The sequence below is a fragment of the Pseudomonas sp. IT-P258 genome (assembly GCF_949767825.1).
Lineage (GTDB): Bacteria > Pseudomonadota > Gammaproteobacteria > Pseudomonadales > Pseudomonadaceae > Aquipseudomonas > Aquipseudomonas monachiensis.
Genome location: NZ_CATKPU010000109.1, coordinates 137,286 through 153,620 on the forward strand (window position 1 = coordinate 137,286; position 16,335 = coordinate 153,620).

At 61.6% G+C, this 16,335-nt stretch carries 13 protein-coding genes; 10 read left to right on the forward strand and 3 right to left on the reverse strand.

The genetic code is table 11. The features are described from left to right. Nucleotides 1-11: 11 nt before the first annotated feature. The 3 genes from ACM6G4_RS28050 to tpx all read right to left on the reverse strand — a co-directional run bounded on the left by ACM6G4_RS28050 (nt 12) and on the right by tpx (nt 5,098). The gene (locus tag ACM6G4_RS28050) at nt 12-3,107 is read right to left on the reverse strand and encodes an MdtB/MuxB family multidrug efflux RND transporter permease subunit (RefSeq protein WP_414915080.1); all 3,096 of its coding nucleotides are present in this window, start codon (nt 3,105-3,107) and stop codon (nt 12-14) included. Further along, nucleotides 3,104-4,420 carry an MdtA/MuxA family multidrug efflux RND transporter periplasmic adaptor subunit gene (locus ACM6G4_RS28055; protein WP_056727538.1) on the reverse strand — a complete coding sequence of 439 codons (1,317 nt, stop codon included), beginning with the start codon at nt 4,418-4,420 and terminating at the stop codon, nt 3,104-3,106. The genes ACM6G4_RS28050 and ACM6G4_RS28055 overlap by 4 nt, the downstream gene beginning before the upstream one ends. Before the next feature lie 177 nt (nt 4,421-4,597). Beyond that, nucleotides 4,598-5,098 carry a thiol peroxidase gene (gene tpx, locus ACM6G4_RS28060; protein WP_056727540.1) on the reverse strand — a complete coding sequence of 167 codons (501 nt, stop codon included), beginning with the start codon at nt 5,096-5,098 and terminating at the stop codon, nt 4,598-4,600. Nucleotides 5,099-5,406: 308 nt separating this feature from the next. On the opposite strand from tpx, the gene ACM6G4_RS28065 reads away from it, so the two are divergent. The 10 genes from ACM6G4_RS28065 (at nt 5,407) to ACM6G4_RS28110 (ending at nt 16,277) form a co-directional block, all read left to right on the forward strand. Then, on the forward strand, nt 5,407-5,832 hold the full coding sequence (locus ACM6G4_RS28065) for a YciI family protein (protein ID WP_056727543.1): 426 nt from the start codon (nt 5,407-5,409) through the stop codon (nt 5,830-5,832). 536 nt (nt 5,833-6,368) lie between these two features. Beyond that, entirely contained in the window at nt 6,369-7,772 is a 1,404-nt protein-coding gene (locus ACM6G4_RS28070; RefSeq protein ID WP_056727545.1) for a DUF1254 domain-containing protein, read from the forward strand. Nucleotides 7,773-7,784: 12 nt separating this feature from the next. Beyond that, nucleotides 7,785-8,735 carry a transporter gene (locus ACM6G4_RS28075; protein ID WP_056727546.1) on the forward strand — a complete coding sequence of 317 codons (951 nt, stop codon included), beginning with the start codon at nt 7,785-7,787 and terminating at the stop codon, nt 8,733-8,735. Between the two features lie 8 nt (nt 8,736-8,743). Further along, nucleotides 8,744-9,724: an AAA family ATPase gene (locus tag ACM6G4_RS28080; protein WP_056727548.1), complete on the forward strand. Its 981-nt coding sequence runs from the start codon at nt 8,744-8,746 to the stop codon at nt 9,722-9,724. Continuing rightward, nucleotides 9,724-10,668 carry a DUF58 domain-containing protein gene (locus ACM6G4_RS28085; RefSeq protein ID WP_409079258.1) on the forward strand — a complete coding sequence of 315 codons (945 nt, stop codon included), beginning with the start codon at nt 9,724-9,726 and terminating at the stop codon, nt 10,666-10,668. The genes ACM6G4_RS28080 and ACM6G4_RS28085 overlap by 1 nt, the downstream gene beginning before the upstream one ends. Then, nucleotides 10,665-11,249, forward strand: coding sequence for a DUF4381 domain-containing protein (locus tag ACM6G4_RS28090; protein ID WP_056727550.1), 585 nt, complete (start codon nt 10,665-10,667; stop codon nt 11,247-11,249). The genes ACM6G4_RS28085 and ACM6G4_RS28090 overlap by 4 nt, the downstream gene beginning before the upstream one ends. Continuing rightward, complete coding sequence (locus ACM6G4_RS28095; protein WP_056727552.1) at nt 11,236-12,228, forward strand: vWA domain-containing protein; 993 nt, start codon at nt 11,236-11,238, stop codon at nt 12,226-12,228. Before ACM6G4_RS28090 ends, ACM6G4_RS28095 begins: the two co-directional genes overlap by 14 nt. Before the next feature lies 1 nt (nt 12,229). After that, a complete protein-coding gene (locus ACM6G4_RS28100; RefSeq protein WP_414915081.1) occupies nt 12,230-13,810 on the forward strand; it encodes a VWA domain-containing protein in 1,581 nt (526 codons plus the stop codon). Further along, the gene (locus ACM6G4_RS28105; RefSeq protein ID WP_056727555.1) at nt 13,807-15,252 is read left to right on the forward strand and encodes a BatD family protein; all 1,446 of its coding nucleotides are present in this window, start codon (nt 13,807-13,809) and stop codon (nt 15,250-15,252) included. Before ACM6G4_RS28100 ends, ACM6G4_RS28105 begins: the two co-directional genes overlap by 4 nt. Continuing rightward, the gene (locus ACM6G4_RS28110) at nt 15,249-16,277 is read left to right on the forward strand and encodes an HAD family hydrolase (protein WP_414915082.1); all 1,029 of its coding nucleotides are present in this window, start codon (nt 15,249-15,251) and stop codon (nt 16,275-16,277) included. Before ACM6G4_RS28105 ends, ACM6G4_RS28110 begins: the two co-directional genes overlap by 4 nt. Nucleotides 16,278-16,335 lie beyond the last annotated feature (58 nt).

The window sequence follows — 16,335 nt, forward strand, 5'->3', positions numbered from 1 at the left end:
TCTGCGGGGCGTCATACCGTCGTCTCCTGAGCGTCGGCCTTGCCAAAACGACGACCGAGACGATCGAAGTACAGGTAGATCACAGGCGTGGTGAACAAGGTCAGAATCTGACTCAGCAACAGGCCGCCGACCATCACCAGACCCAGCGGCTGGCGCAGTTCCGCGCCGGAACCGGTGGCCAGCATCAACGGTACGGCACCGAACAGCGCGGCCAGGGTGGTCATCAGGATCGGCCGGAAACGCAGCAAGGCCGCCTGATAGATCGCCGTTTGCGGGTCCATGCCCTGGTTGCGCTCGGCGTCGAGGGCGAAGTCGATCATCATGATCGCGTTCTTCTTCACGATGCCGATCAGCAGAATGATGCCGATGATCGCGATCATGCCCAGGTCGTTGCCGCTCAGGATCAACGCCAGCAAGGCGCCCACCGCCGCCGACGGCAGGGTCGATAGAATGGTAATCGGGTGGATGTAGCTCTCGTAGAGCACGCCCAGCACGATGTACATGGTCACCACCGCCGCCAGAATCAGCAGCAAGGTGCTCGACAACGAAGCCTGGAACGCCTCGGCCGCGCCCTGGAACTGGGTCTGCACGCCAATCGGCATGCCGATGTCCTTCTGCACCTGCTCGATGATCTCGACCGCATGCCCCAGCGCCACGCCGGGCGCCAGGTTGAAAGACATCATCACCGCCGGGAACTGGCCGATGTGGGTGATCGCCAGTTGCGCCTGGCGCTCTTCGATGCGCGCCAGGCTGGACAGGCGCACCTGCCCGCCATCGGTGGTCTTGACGTGAATCTGCTCCAGCGCCTGCGGGCCGATCTTCTCCCCGGACTGCGATTGCAGCACCACGCGGTACTGACTGGCCTGGGTGTAGATCGTGGAAATCTGCCGCTGACCAAAGGCGTCGTACAGCGCATCGGTGATGTTCGACACCGACACCCCGACCCGCGAAGCCGCATCGCGGTCGATCACCAGGTAGACCTGCAAGCCCTTGTCCTGCAAATCGCTGGCAACGTCGGTCAATTCCGGTCGGTCGGCCAGGGCCTCGACCAGGCGCCCGCTCCACAGGCTCAGCAACTCAGAGTCCGGCGACGACATGCTGAACTGGTACTGCGTGCGGCTGACCCGGTCTTCGATGGTCAGGTCCTGCACCGGCTGCATGAACAGGCGGATACCGACCAGTTTGTCCAGCTCCGGTTGCAGCCGGGCAATCACTTGCGTGGCGCTCAGGTCGCGGTCGCGATGCGATTTGAGGTTGATCAGCAACCGGCCGCTGTTGAGGGTCGAGTTATCGCCATCAACGCCAATGTAGGAAGAGAGGCTCTCGACCGCCGGGTCGGCCAGGATCACCTTGGCCAGTTCCTGCTGGCGCTCGCTCATGGCGGCGAAGGAAATCGATTGCGGTGCTTCGGAAATGCCCTGGATGACGCCAGTGTCCTGCACCGGGAAGAAGCCCTTGGGCACCACCATGTAGAGGAATACCGTCAGCGCCAAAGTGCCGATGGCCACCATCAGGGTCAGCGGCTGGTGCTTGAGCACCCACTGCAACTTGCGTCCGTAGGCGGCGATCATCCAGTCGATGAACGCGCCGCTGGCACGGTAGAAACGGCCCTGCTCGGCTTCCTTGGGCTCACGCTTGAGCAACCGCGCGCACATCATCGGCGTCAGGGTCAGGGAAACCACCAGGGAAATCAGGATCGCCACCGCCAGGGTGATGGCGAACTCTCGGAACAAGCGCCCGACCACGTCCGCCATGAACAGCAGCGGGATCAGCACGGCGATCAGCGACAATGTCAGTGAGATCAGGGTGAAACCGATCTGTTTGGCGCCCTTTAGCGCCGCGTTCAGCGGGCTGTCGCCTTCTTCGATGAATCGGGAAATGTTCTCCAGCATGACGATCGCATCGTCCACCACGAAACCGGTGGCGATGGTCAGGGCCATCAGGGTCAGGTTGTTGACCGAGAAGCCCGCCAGATACATCACGCCGAACGTACCGATCAGCGACAGCGGCACGGCCACCGACGGAATGATCGTGGCGCTGGCGCGACGCAGGAACAGGAAGGTGACCATGACCACCAGGGCGATGGCGATCAGCAATTCGTGTTGCACGTCCTTGACCGAGGCGCGGATGGTCTGGGTGCGGTCGGTCAGCACCATCACGTCGAGGCCGGCCGGCAGGTTGTCGGTGATGCTTGGCAGCAGGGCCTTGATCCGGTCCACTACCTCGATCACGTTGGCACCGGGTTGACGCTGGATGTTCAGCAATACGGCCTGGTTCTCGTTAGCCCACGCAGCGAGGCGCTCGTTCTCGGCGCCGTCGACGATTTCCGCCACGTCCTTGAGGCGCAACGGTGCGCCATTGGCGTAGGCCAGGATCAGGTTGGCGTAGTCCTTGGGCGACGTCAGTTGATCGTTTGCATCGAGCATCGAGACCCGGGTCGGGCCGTCGAAGTTGCCCTTGGGCTGGTTGACGTTGGAGGCGCCTATCAGGGTGCGCACGTCCGACAGGTTCAAACCATTGGCGGCCAGGGCTTCCGGATTGACCTTGATGCGCACGGCCTGGCGTTGGCCACCGGCAATGCTGACCATGCCGACGCCGCTGATCTGGGCAATCTTTTGCGCCATGCGGGTGTCGACCAGGTCATTGAGCTTGGGCAGCAACATGGTCTTTGAGGTGATGGCCAGGGTCAGCACCGGCGTATCGGCCGGGTTGACCTTGTTGTACACCGGCGGCGCCGGCAGATCCTTGGGCAACAGGTTGGTCGCGGCGTTGATCGCCGCCTGCACTTGTTGCTCGGCCACGTCCATGTTGATGTCGAGGCTGAAACGCAGGGTCAGCACCGACGCGCCACCGGAGCTGGTGGAGGCCATTTGCGTCAGGCCGGGCATCTGCCCGAACTGACGCTCAAGTGGCGCGGTCACTGCGCTGGTCATGACATCCGGGCTGGCGCCGGGGTACAGGGTCATAACGCGAATGGTCGGGTAATCGACCTGGGGCAGCGCCGACACCGGCAGCAGCCGATAGGCGATGACGCCGGCCAGGATAATGGCCAGCATGCTCAGGGTGGTGGCTACCGGGCGAAGGATGAACAGCCGCGAGAGATTCATGCGCCGCCCTTTTTCGCCTTGTCGGTGGTCGCGGGCGTTGCCGCGTTGACCGCCGACTTGCCTTGCAGGTGTTCGGTTGGCGTGGTCGGCACGTCCTGGCTGTCGTTGACCACCTCCACGTCGCTGCCGTCCTTCAGGCGGTCGGTGCCTTCCAATACGACCCGGTCGCCCGCCGACAGGCCTTCGGTGACCACGGTGTTCACGCCGTCACTGGCGCCGACTTTCAACTGACGGATCTTGACCTTCTTGTCACCGTCCATGGCATAGGCGAACGTGCCGTTGGTGCCGAACTGGATCGCGGCCGAAGGCGCCAGCACTACGTCTTTGAGGGTGTCGGCCAGCAGGCGTACATTGACGAACTGGTTGGGGAACAGCGACTGATCGCGGTTCTCGAAACGGGCCTTGAATTTCAGGGTGCCGGTGGTGACGTCGATCTGGTTGTCCAGGCTCTGCAATACGCCAGTGGCCTGCAGTTTGGTATCGCCACGATCCCAGGCTTCAGCCGACAGTTTGGCGCCGCTGCGATAACGGGCCAGCACGGTGTCCAGGCTGTTTTCCGGGAGGGTGAAGGCCACGCTGATCGGCTGGGTCTGGGTGATGATCGCCAGTGCGGTGGTGTCGTTGGCCGCGACCAGGTTGCCGACGTCCAGTTGACGCAGACCAACGCGACCGGTGATCGGTGCGCGGATCCGGGTGAATTCGAGGTTGAGCTTGGCATCGTTGACCGCCGCCTGATTGGTCTTGACCGTGCCCTGGAACTGACCGACCAGCGCTTCGGCGGTGTCCAGGGTCTGCTTGGCAATACTGTCTTCGCGGTACAGGCCGCGATAGCGCTCGACGTCGACCTGGGCGTTTTTCAGCTGCGCCTGATTCTGCAGCAAGGTGCCTTCGGCCTGGAGCAAGGCATTCTGGTAAGGGCGCGGGTCGATTTCGGCCAGCAGGTCGCCGGCCTTGACCATCTGCCCTTCTTCGAAATAGATCTTGACCAGTTCACCGCCGACGCGGCTGCGCACATTGATGGTGTTCAGCGCCGTGACTGTGCCCAGCGCCTTGAAATACAGCGGGAAATCACCCTTGACCGCTTGCGCCACGCGCACCGGTACCGGCCCGGACGCGCCACCGAATCCAGGGCGCATCCCGCCCGACCTGCCGGTATGCCCGGCGACGGCTTTCTGTCCCGCAGCCTCTTTGGGTGCAGCGCTGCCGGGCCAGAATTTCCAGCACAGGCCAGCGATGACCAACAAGACAAGCAGGCCGAACAGCCAGCGACGAGGACTACGGGAAGCGGAGGATTGCATTGAGTGATCAACCATTGGGCGCGTGGGCTTTTTTACATGAGGCTGAACGATAAGCACTGGCGTGTCTTAAGCAAAGCGCCTTTACCGGCAATTTACCTTTGGCTTACGTAGCAGGAGATTTATCCAAGACACTGAAACACAAATGAAAACGGCCTGGACAGAGCCAGGCCGTTAATAAGTGTAAAGCTACGCTTATTTCAGAACAGCAAGTGCCGCTTCATAGTTCGGCTCGTCGGCGATTTCGCCAACCAGTTCGCTGTGCAGCACGTTGTCGTTTTCGTCCAGAACCACCACGGCACGGGCGGTCAGGCCTTTGAGCGGGCCGTCGGCGATGGCCACGCCGTAGTTCTCGATGAACTCGGCACCGCGCAGGGTCGACAGGTTCTGTACGTTTTCCAGGCCTTCGGCGCCGCAGAAACGGGCCTGGGCGAACGGCAGGTCAGCGGAGATGCACAGTACGACAGTGTTGGCCACGTCGCTGGCCTTGGCGTTGAACTGGCGCACGGAAGTGGCGCAGGTCGGGGTATCGACGCTTGGGAAGATGTTCAGCACTTTGCGCTTGCCGGCAAAGTCTTTCAGGGTGACGTCGGACAGATTGCCGGCAACCAGGGAAAAGGCTGGCGCCTTGGAACCGGCTTGTGGCAGTTGGCCGTTGACTTGAACCGGATTGCCTTTAAGGGTGACTTGAGCCATGAACGGAGTCCTTCTGAACGTTGTGGTGGAGAATTTTGGCGAGGCCGAAGTTAACCATGAAATTGTCCTACGACCTATGGCCAAACATAAATTGTCATGTAACAGGGCATAAAACTGGATACAACCCACAACCCTGTGTTAACCGAACAAGCCGGCAAAAGTACAGAGTACGCCTTCGCCCGCCGTCTCCCTCGGCTCATGACGAAAGGCACAGGTCATCGGCGAAAACTTTTGTTAACACTCTGTCGAATTGCTCCACCGTCGTTCGACTATAAATCGAGCCACTCAACTGCAACGGAGACGACACCATGCGATTCATGATCATCATCAAGGCCAGCCAGGATTCCGAAGCCGGCGTCATGCCCAGCCAGGAACTGCTGACGGCCATGGGCAACTACAACGAAGAACTGGTCAAGGCCGGTATCATGCTAGCGGGCGAAGGCCTGCACCCGAGCAGTAAAGGCGCACGGGTAAAGTTTTCCGGTGGCAAACACACGGTGATCGACGGCCCCTTCATCGAAACCAAGGAACTGATCGCCGGTTTCTGGTTGTGGAAAGTGAAGTCAAAAGAAGAAGCCATCGAATGGGTCAAGCGCTGCCCCAACCCGATGCCGGGCACCGAGGCCGAGATCGAGATTCGCCAGGTGTTTGAAGCCGAAGATTTTGGTGCCGAGTTCACACCGGAACTGCGCGAGCAGGAAGAGCGGGTTTGGGAGCAGGCGAAGAAAAACTGAACCTCCCGGTGGGAGCGAGCCTGCTCGCTCCCACCGGATTCGCACCCACCCGCAAGCCTGCATCCTCCCCCTCCTTATCACCTCAAAGCGGCAACCCCTTGTTTCGTATTAACTTCTTAGTACACAAAAAACACCGAGAACCTGCACACAAAACGAAAGAATTAACCCATTCGACTGGCTAACTCATGTTTAGATGCTTAACTCTATCTGACGCGTCCTACGGCTCGTTCAGAAACGGATTACGGAGTAACGGCCAAAAACAAGGCCGAGTATCCAATGAGCCACCAGGGAATCGGGGGAATCATGTCGAAAAATATGGAGATGCGCGCCTTTCTTTTGGCGAGTCTGCACACGCCTTGCCTTTATACCCGGGCACACCCCAACACTCCGTCCAACCTGCCGCCCGCCGAAAGATGCTCGGCTGACACGCCTTTCTTTCCTGCGCTCCACTCCGTCCGGATTGAGCGCCCACGACTCCCTCAAAGTGTTCACCGCACGACTGCCGCACGAGCAGCTCAGGCCATAAGGACCAATCCATGAACGTTGCCCTTCGCGCAACCGGCTTCAGCCTGATTGCGCTGAGTACCAGCACCTGGGCCGACTTCACTGCCACCCCCGACGAAGCCCGGGCCATCGCCAAGGAAGCCTATTTGTATGGATTCCCGGTAGTAGAGATGTACAAGACGCTCTACACCCAGGCCGTGGACAAGAAGAGCCCGAACTTCAAGGCACCGTTCAACCAGATCGGCAACACCGCCAAGGCCTTCACCGCCAAGGACACCGCGTTTGTCACGCCGAACGCCGACACGCCCTACTCCTTTGTCTGGATGGATTTACGCGCCGAGCCGCTGGTACTGACCCTGCCGCCCATCGAAGAACATCGTTATTACTCGGTGCAACTGATCGACGCCTATACGCAGAACTTTGCCTACCTGGGCACCCGCAGCACCGGCAACAACGGCGGGCATTTCATGATCGCCGGACCCAACTGGCAGGGCCAGCAACCGCTGAACATCGACCGTCTGCTGCGCAGTGAAAGCAACATCGCCTATGCGCTGTATCGCACACAACTGTTCGATGAGAAGGATCTGGCCAAGGTCAAGCAGATCCAGAAGGGTTACAAGGTCGAAACCCTGAGTCATTACGACAAACAAAAGGCGCCAACCGCCGCACCGAAGATCGACTGGCCAAAACCCACGCCGACCATGAGCGAAACCCCGGACCTGTTCCGCTACCTGAACTTCATGCTGGCGTTCGCCCCGGCCCAGGACGTGGAAAAAGAGCTGCTGGCGCGCTTCGCGAAAATCGGCATTGAGGCCGGCAAGCCTTTCAACGTCAACACACTCAGCACCGAGCAGCGCAAAGCACTGGAGGACGGCATCAGCGACGCCAAGGCCGGGTTTGCCGAATTCAAGAAAACCAAGGTCGATACCCACGAGGTCAGCAGCGGTGATTTCTTCGGCACCCGCGATCACCTCAAGGGCAACTACCTGTACCGCTATGCCGGCGCCAACATGGGGATCTTCGGTAACTCCGCCGAAGAGGCGAACTACATCGGTTATTTCGTCGACAAGGATGGTAAACCGGTCGACGCCTCGAAAAATGACTACACCCTGCATTTCGACAAAGGCGCCCTGCCCCCGGCCGATGCGTTCTGGTCCCTGACCCTGTACGACGGCAAGAACAAGCTGCTGGTGGCCAACCCGCTCAATCGCTACCTGATCAACTCGCGCATGCTGCCTGACCTCAAGCTCGATGCCGATGGCGGCCTGACGCTGTACGTGCAGCACAAGGCACCGGTCAAAGACCTGCAAAGCAATTGGCTACCGGCTCCGAACGGCCCCTTCTACGGGATATTGCGGCTGTATTTGCCAAAACCGGAAGTCCGCAACGGCGAATGGAAAATGCCGCTGTTGAACCCCGTCAATCAAAAGCAATAAGTGGAGTCAGTGATGATCAGGCCTTTTGTAGTGCGCCCCCTGTTGTTGGCGCTATGCATGGTCAGCGGCAGCCCGTTGGTACTGGCGGCTGAAGGTGGTGTCGGACGGCCGATTACCGGCCAGCAAGTGTTCTCCAATGCCGGGATCGTGCCGCCGGAGCCGGGCTGGGTCATGTCCCTGACCAGCATCTGGTACGACGGCGACCTCAAGGGCAGCACCCAGGTGCCTTTGGTGGGGGCCGCCAGTACCGGGCTGGACATGAAGGTGTCCTACACCATGGCCAACTTCACCCATGTCTGGGACACCGGCAAGGGTCGCTGGAACTACGCATCGGCCGTTGGCGTTCCGGTGCAGTACACCGACATCTCGGCCAACATCACCGGGCCCCGCGGCCGAACGCTGGGCTCCTCCGACTCAGGCACCCAGTTCGCCGACATGCTGGTGACGCCGATTGCCGCCGGCTATCACTTCGACGAGCTCAACCACATCGCGTTCTCGCTGCCGATCTACGTGCCCACCGGTGCCTACAACGACGACCGCCTGGCCAACCCCGGGCAGAACAACTACACCTTCATGCCGACCGTGGCGTTCACGCATCTGGATGGCAAGGGCGGCGAATTCACGCTGTCGAGCGGCCTGGAGTTCTACACCGAGAACGACGCCACCGATTATCGCAACGGCGATATCTACACCCTCGATGCGCTGTGGACCCACGGTTTTGGCAACGGCTGGAACGCCGGTATCGCCGCCGGTTACATCCAGCAGATCACCGATGACTCGGGGTCGGGTGCCGACAGCGGCTTCCGCGGACGTTCCGTGGGTGCGGGCCCGACAGTGGGCTGGACCGGCAAATTCGCCGACGCCCAGGCCAACTTCAATGCGCGCTGGGTGCCGGAGTTCGACACCAAAAACCGCCCTGAAGGCAATGGATTCAGCGTCAACATGACCCTGGCGTTTTTCTAGGAGACCCCATGAGCGCACTCAACGACCTCAATGCCCTGCAAGCCAGTATCGCCGAAGCGGTGCTCGGCCAGGACCAGGTGATCCGACAGATGCTCGTCGGCTTGCTGGCCAACGGGCACCTGCTCCTCGAAAGCCTGCCCGGCCTGGCCAAGACCCGCACGGTCAAGTCACTGGCCAGACACCTGGACGCGAAGATGAGCCGCATCCAGTTCACCCCGGACTTGCTGCCATCGGACATCACCGGCGCCGAGGTGCTGCATCAGGTCGAAGGCAAGAACGAAATCCGCTTCCAGCCAGGCCCCCTGTTCGGCAACCTGATACTCGCCGATGAAATCAACCGTGCGCCGGCCAAGGTCCAGGCGGCGTTGCTCGAAGCCATGGAAGAACGCCAGATCACCGTGGCCGGCAACAGCCATGCGCTGCCGGACCTGTTCATCGTGGTCGCCACCCAGAACCCGATCGAACAGGAAGGCACGTATCCGCTGCCGGAAGCGCAGATGGACCGCTTCCTGATGAAAGTGCTGCTCGATTACCCGAGCGCGGAAAACGAAAGCCAGGTACTGCGCCTGCTGCGCGAAGAAGAACAGGCCCTGGGCGCCAAGACCGCTGCCGTGCAGGGCTTCTCCCTGTCCCAGGACGTGGTGTTCGCCGCGCGCCGTGAAGTCAGCGCCGTGCACGTCTCCCCGGCCATCGACCGCTACCTGATCGACCTGATCAATGCCACTCGCCACCCGGCCGATTACGACGCCGACCTCGGGCGCTGGATCAGCATCGGCGCCAGCCCTCGTGGCGGCATCGGTCTGGACCGCTGTGCCCGGGCCGACGCCTGGTTGCAGGGCCAGGATTTCGTTTCTCCGGACAACGTCCGCGCCGTGGTGCACCCGGTGCTACGCCATCGTCTGCAACTGAGCTACGACGCGGTGGCCGACGGCGTGAGCGCCGATCAGGTGCTCGACCGCCTGCTCGATAAAGTGGCGATTCCAGCCTGATGTCCATGAACCGCGCCGACGGCCTGGTGTATGTCTCTCTGGCACAGTTGATGGCCCTGGAGTTCAAGGCCCGTGACCTGAGTTTTCTGGCGCGTCAGCCCCAGGGCAGCATCCTGGCCGGTAACCACGCTTCGCGTTTGCGTGGCCGGGGCCTGAACTTCGATGAACTGCGCCGCTATCAGCCGGGGGACGATTTGCGCCACCTCGACTGGCGCGCGTCCCTGCGCACCGGCAAACCGGTGGTGCGGACATTCACCGAAGAGCGTGACCGCCCGGCCCTGATCCTCGTAGACCAGCGCATGTCGATGTTCTTTGGCTCGCAACGCAGCTTCAAATCCGCCGTCGCCGCCGAACTCGGCGCCCTGGCGGCATGGATGGTGTTCAACGCCGGCGACCGCGTCGGTGGACTGGTCTTCAACGATCAACGCATCGACAGCATCGCCCCGCTGCGCAGCCGCAAACGGATCGAAGCGCTGTGCAGCCGCATCGCCCAGCAAAACCAGGCACTCAACGCCGCCAACCCGGACGCCGAAGGCGAAGACCAGCTCGACAAGGTCCTGCAGCATTGCCTGGCCGTGGCCGGTCACGATCACCTGATCTGCATCGTCAGCGACTTCGCCGGAGCCGGCGAACGCACCTTAAAACTGATGCGGCAACTGGCTGCGCACAACGATGTGATTGCCATGCAGGTATACGACCCGCTGGCGCTGAACCTGCCGAAAAACGGCCGCGTGCTGGTCACCCAGGGGCAATTACAGGTGGAGCTGGCGGTGGATCGGCAACAAGTGCATCAACCCCTCGGGGACTTTCTCGGCGGGCGGCTCAAGGACGTCGCGACCTTGCTGCGCCGCAGCCAGGTGCCGTTGATGATGTTCAGCACGGCTACACCAGCCCACGAACAACTGCGAGCCGAGCTGGGCAAGTTTACCGGAGGGCGCCGATGAACCCCGCCATCCCGAGCATCGACCAACTCAAGGAAATGGCACTGCCGGCGCCGGTCAGTTACGCACCGCAAACCTGGGGTTGGTGGGCGTTGCTGGCGCTGTTGATCGTTACACTGGTGGTGCTTGGTGCGCGGCGCTACTGGCAATGGCGGCGCGATCGCTATCGGCGCGAGGCGTTAATGCGCCTGGAGGAACTGCAGCAGCGCAGCAATGACCTGAGTGCATTGCGCGAGCTTCCGGAGTTGCTCAAGCGGGTCGCGATCTCTATGCCGAACGCGAAACCTGTGGGAGCGGGCTTGCTCGCGAAGGCGTCCTGTCAGTCGACATCAATATTGAATGCAATGGCCTCTTCGCGAGCAAGCTCGCTCCCACAGGGGTCTCCTGCGGCGTTGGGGAACGAAGACTGGCAGGCGTTTTTGCAGCGGCACAGTAAACAGCCCCTACCCGCCGACTTCAGCCAACAACTCTCGCTGCTGGCCTACGCCCCCGACGCAACATTGCGGGCCATGCCCACTGAACAGCGCCTGCAGCTGTTCAGTGCCTGCAAAACCTGGGTGGAGCGACATCATGTGGCAGCTTGATTACCCCTGGCTGTTGATCCTGCTGCCGCTGCCGTGGCTCGCCTATCGCTACCTGCCCGATTACCGTGAGGCGCGAAGTGCCGTGCGAGTGCCGTTTTTCGGGGCGATGAGCCGTGCTGTCGGCCAGGCACCGAGCCAGGCTGGCACCCGCAGCAACCGCTGGCAGTTGCTCCTGAACCTGCTGGTCTGGACGCTGCTGCTGGTGGCGGCGAGTCGGCCGGTGTTGGTGGAAAAACCCATCGAACGCCAGCAGCCGGTGCGCGACCTGATGTTGGCCATCGACATTTCCCAGTCGATGGAAACCACCGATTTCACCGACGCCAATGGCCAGAAAATCAATCGCCTGGCCGCGGTCAAGGAAGTGGTGCACGGGTTCATCGACAAACGTAAAGACGATCGAATCGGACTGATCGTATTCGGCACCGGTGCCTATCCACAGGCGCCGTTGACCCTGGACCACCCCAGCCTGTCACTGCTGCTGGACGACACCGGCATCGGCATGGCCGGCCCCAACACCGCCATCGGCGACGCCATCGGCCTGAGCCTGAAACTGCTGGACCAGGCCCACGAGCAGGAAAAAGTGCTGATCCTGCTTACCGACGGCAACGACACCAGCAGCGCCATCACCCCTGATCACGCGGCCGCCATGGCTGCGGCCAAAGGCGTGGTGATTCACACCATTGGCATCGGCGACCCGAATGCGGAGGGTGAAGCCAAGGTCAACCTGCAAGGCTTGCAGGACATTGCCCAGGCCACGGGCGGACGCTTCTTCCGCGCCGAAGACCGCAACGCCCTGGATCAGGTCTACAGCACCCTCGACAAACTCACCCCGCATCAGGTGAAAACCCTCAGCCATCAGCCAAAACGTGATCTGTTCTGGTGGCCGCTGGGCGCGGCCATCGCACTGCTGGCGCTATACCACCTGGGCGCCCTGTTGCTTCCACGGCTGATGCTCGCCCGTCAACGGCAGGAGGCCTGACATGGACATCAACCTCGGCGATTTCCATTTCCTGCGCCCCCTGTGGCTGTTGCTCGCGGTGTTCGGCGCATTGCTGCCGATGCTGTGGCGGCGCAACCAGGACCTGCAACGGCGCTTGCGCAGCAACATCGCCGCGCACCTGCTGCCCCATCTGCTGATCACCCCGCAGGACCGGCAACGCCTGCGTCCGGTGCATCTGGTGTGTGCGCTGCTGGTACTGGGCGCCATCGCCGCCGCCGGGCCGACCTGGGAACAGGATCGGCCGGACTTTCTGGAAAACCGTGCGCCGCTGATCATCGCCGTCGACCTCTCGCCCTCCATGGACGCCAGCGATGTTCCACCCAGTCGCCTGGAAGCGGTCAAGCACAAGCTCCACGACTTGATCCAGCGCCGCGCCGGTTCGCGCAATGCGCTGATTGCCTACGCCGGAAGTGCCCACCTGGTGTTGCCCGCCACCGACGACCCGGCGCTGCTCGATACGTTCATTCAGGCCCTGAGCACCGACTTGATCAACAAACCAGGGAAAAATGTCAGCGCGGTCATCGATCAGGCCAAGCGCCTGCTCGCCGCCGAGAAAACCCCCGGCACCCTGCTGCTGATCACCGATGGCGCCGACACCTCGGCGCTGGCCGGGCTGGACAAGCAACTGGCGGACAGTGCGCTGCAAGTGCTGATATTGGCCGCTGGCAGCAGCGACGTCGGGATCATCCGCGATGCCAGCGGCCAGCCACGCACCGACAGTAACGGTCGTCCGCAACTCGGCAGTTTCGATCAGGACGCCCTCAAGCAGCTTGCCTCAACGCTGGATGCACCGCTGGGCAGCCTGACCCTCAACGATGACGATCTGGACTGGATCGAACTGCACGCCGAGCAACACTTCCAGGCAGCCAGTGACGAACAGCGCGAACTGCACTGGAAAGACGCCGGTTACTGGCTGTGCTGGCCGCTGTTGCTGATCGCCTTCTTCAGCGTGCGTAGGGGCTGGAGCCTGAACTGGATGGCCGCACTACTGCTGGCGGTGGGTTTGGGCCTGCAACCGGCGCCGGCCCAGGCCTACGCGCTGACCGATGCCTTTTTCACCCGCGACCAGCAAGGTCGCTGGGCCTTCGAACATGAGCACTATCCTCAGGCGGCGGCGCTGTTCGTCGATCCGTACTGGAAAGGCGTGGCCGCCTATAACGCGGCCGATTTCGACCTGGCACTGGCCAGCTTCGCGCGGCTCGACACACCGCAGGCGTATTTCTACCTGGGCAACATCTACGTGCGCCGCTTCAAGTTCGATCAGGCCATTGCGTCCTATACCCAAGCGCTGAAATTGCAGCCGCAATTCCCGGAAGCCACAGCCAACCTGGCGCTGGCCATAGCCTTGGAAAAGGACACTGAAAGCGCCGAGAAAAACACGCCAGAGGTCAAACCCGACGAAATCAAGATGGACAAGGCGCCGGGTAAAGGCCAAAGCAAAAAAGTGGAAACCCGGCAAGCGGCCTCGGATGAGCAATGGCTGCAGAACCTCACCACATCGCCGGCGAAATTTCTCAAGCAGAAATTCAGCTTGCAGGATCAGGCGGGGGTCAAACCATGACATACAGTCTGGTAGACCGTGTCGCGGCCTTCGTCGGATCGCCGCCCGGAGACAAGCCCGCTCCCACAGGGGGGCGGTGGTGCACACAAATCCAGTGTGGGAGCGGGCTTGCTCGCGAAAGGGCCCGATCAATCACCACAAAACTCGGCGCCCTGCTCATCGGCCTGATCAGCCTCAACACATTCGCCGCCGACCCTCAACTGAAAGTCCAGGCCAGCCTGCAACCCGCCGATCCCGTCATGGTCGGCAGCCTGGTCAAGTTGCAACTCGATGTCTTCACCGACTCCTGGTTCACCAGCGCCCCCACCCTGCCCGACCTGAAACTGCCCGGCGCCTTGGTGATGCCACCGGACGGCCATGCCGAGCACATCAACCAGACCTTCGACGGTCAATCCTTCAGCGGCATGCGCTACAGCTACCTGATCACCCCGAACCTGGCCCAGGGCTTCGACATTCCGGCACTGACGGTACAAGCCACACCGGGTCAGGCCAGCCATGAACTCAGTGCCCAAAGCCTGCCCTTGCATTTCAACGCCGCACAACCTCCGGGGTTCCAGCCCGGCGAGTCGGTGCTGGTGGCCCAAGGGCTGCGGTTTACCCAGAAGACCATCCATTCGGCCACGCCGCTCAAGGTCGGCGACAGCATCACCCGGGAGCTGACCTTGCAGGCCGACGGTGCCCTGGCCATGTCACTGCCGACACCGACGCTGGACAACATCAAGGGCTTGAGCCTCTACCCGAAAGCACCGCAAATCCGCAATCTGGATGACGGTCGCGGCAACTTCAATGGCGGCCAGCGCATCGACAGCGTGACTTATCGAATCGACACCGAAGGTCACTACAGCCTGCCCTCCGTCGAACTGAAATGGTGGGATGCCAGCAGTCAGCAAACCCGCACGGCCACGGTGCCTGCCGTGACCTTCGACGCGGCGGCCAACAGCGCTTACAAGCCGGTATTTTCCATCACCGAAGACCTGAAAAAACTCGGCCAGCACAATCGCCTGCACCTTTCCGGGCACTGGTTCGGGCTATTGGCACTGGTGTTGGCGGGGGTGGCGTTCGGTTGGTTCAGTCGCCCGCTCGTACGCCGCGCACACCTCAAATGGCAAGCCCGACGCCGCGCCCGCCACACCGCCTGGCTCGAGTCCCCCGATTACGCGTGGCGGCAGATCCCGGCACAAATCGAGGGCAAACCGGCGCAACTCAGCGCCCTGTACCTGTGGACCCGGCGCAGCCGCCACGGCCTGAAACTGACCGGCCTCGGCCCGCGCCTGCAAACCTTCCTGCGCGCCTGTTATGGCCGCGAACCGGACAAAGAGCAAGCCTTGCGCCAAATCGGGGAATCCTTGTCTACGCTGCATAGTCAGGCGGGACGCAACAGAGAATCAGTCTCTTGTGCACTGCATCCGCTCAACCCCGTTTACGAGAAGGACTTTCCATGACGAATTCGACATCGCTACGCCATCATCGCGCCTTCGGTTTCCTGCTGACCCTGGCCTTGAGCCTGCCGCTGCTGGTGCAAGCGGCCGAGCCGCTACCCTCGTGGAACGACGGGCCGTCGAAAAAGCAGATCATCGAATTCGTGCAGACAGTCACCGATCAAAGCAGCAAGGACTTCGTCAAGCCCGAGGAGCGCATTGCCGTGTTCGATAACGACGGCACCTTGTGGAGCGAGCAGCCGATGTACTTCGAATTGCTGTTCGCCCTCGAGGAAGTCAAGCGTACAGCGGCGCAACACCCTGAGTGGAAAACCACCCAGCCGTTCAAGGCCGTGCTGGAAAACGATCACAAGGCCCTGGCCGCCAGTGGCCTTGAAGGCATGATGAAAATTTTCGGAGCCACCCACACCGGGATGACCACCGAAGCCTTCGATGACGACGCCAAGACCTGGCTGACCCAGGCCCGTCATCCGAAAACCGGCAAGCTGTACACCGAGATGGTCTTCCAGCCGATGCTGGAAATGCTCGACTACCTGCGCGGCAAGGACTTCAAGACCTACATCGTCTCCGGCGGGGACACCGGGTTCATGCGTGCCTTCGCCGAGAAGGTCTATGGCATTCCTCCCGAGCAGGTCATCGGCACTACATTCGTCACAACGTTTGACTACAAGGATGGCAAGGCCTCGATCCTGCGCACGCCGAAACTGGCCCACAACGACGATGGTCCGGGCAAACCGGTCAGCATCGATGCGGTGATCGGTCGTCGGCCAATCCTCGCCTTTGGCAACTCCGACGGCGACCAGCAAATGCTTCAGTGGACCGCCGCCGGTCCCGGCAAACGCTTCATGGGCCTGGTGCATCACACCGACGCCAAGCGCGAATGGGCATACGACCGGCAGTCACAGATCGGTCGCCTGGACAAAGCCCTGGACGAAGCGAACAAACGTGGCTGGACAGTCGTCGACATGGCATCCGAATGGGCCCGGATCTACCCGTTCGATGCCGCCACACCCGAGCAAGCGCAATAAAAAGAAGACGTAACGCAGGACCGCAATAAACGTTTGTCGCAGTACGCGACGCAAGTAA

Bases quoted from the DNA above. Each gene is read 5' to 3' on its own strand.
- ACM6G4_RS28055 (WP_056727538.1), bottom strand. From the start codon at position 4,420: ATGGTTGATCACTCAATGCAATCCTCCGCTTCCCGTAGTCCTCGTCGC.
- ACM6G4_RS28105 (WP_056727555.1), top strand. From the start codon at position 13,807: ATGACATACAGTCTGGTAGACCGTGTCGCGGCCTTCGTCGGATCGCCG.
- ACM6G4_RS28065 (WP_056727543.1), top strand. From the start codon at position 5,407: ATGCGATTCATGATCATCATCAAGGCCAGCCAGGATTCCGAAGCCGGC.
- tpx (WP_056727540.1), bottom strand. From the start codon at position 5,098: ATGGCTCAAGTCACCCTTAAAGGCAATCCGGTTCAAGTCAACGGCCAA.
- ACM6G4_RS28085 (WP_409079258.1), top strand. From the start codon at position 9,724: ATGTCCATGAACCGCGCCGACGGCCTGGTGTATGTCTCTCTGGCACAG.
- ACM6G4_RS28070 (WP_056727545.1), top strand. From the start codon at position 6,369: ATGAACGTTGCCCTTCGCGCAACCGGCTTCAGCCTGATTGCGCTGAGT.
- ACM6G4_RS28100 (WP_414915081.1), top strand. From the start codon at position 12,230: ATGGACATCAACCTCGGCGATTTCCATTTCCTGCGCCCCCTGTGGCTG.
- ACM6G4_RS28110 (WP_414915082.1), top strand. From the start codon at position 15,249: ATGACGAATTCGACATCGCTACGCCATCATCGCGCCTTCGGTTTCCTG.
- ACM6G4_RS28075 (WP_056727546.1), top strand. From the start codon at position 7,785: ATGATCAGGCCTTTTGTAGTGCGCCCCCTGTTGTTGGCGCTATGCATG.
- ACM6G4_RS28050 (WP_414915080.1), bottom strand. From the start codon at position 3,107: ATGAATCTCTCGCGGCTGTTCATCCTTCGCCCGGTAGCCACCACCCTG.
- ACM6G4_RS28090 (WP_056727550.1), top strand. From the start codon at position 10,665: ATGAACCCCGCCATCCCGAGCATCGACCAACTCAAGGAAATGGCACTG.
- ACM6G4_RS28095 (WP_056727552.1), top strand. From the start codon at position 11,236: ATGTGGCAGCTTGATTACCCCTGGCTGTTGATCCTGCTGCCGCTGCCG.
- ACM6G4_RS28080 (WP_056727548.1), top strand. From the start codon at position 8,744: ATGAGCGCACTCAACGACCTCAATGCCCTGCAAGCCAGTATCGCCGAA.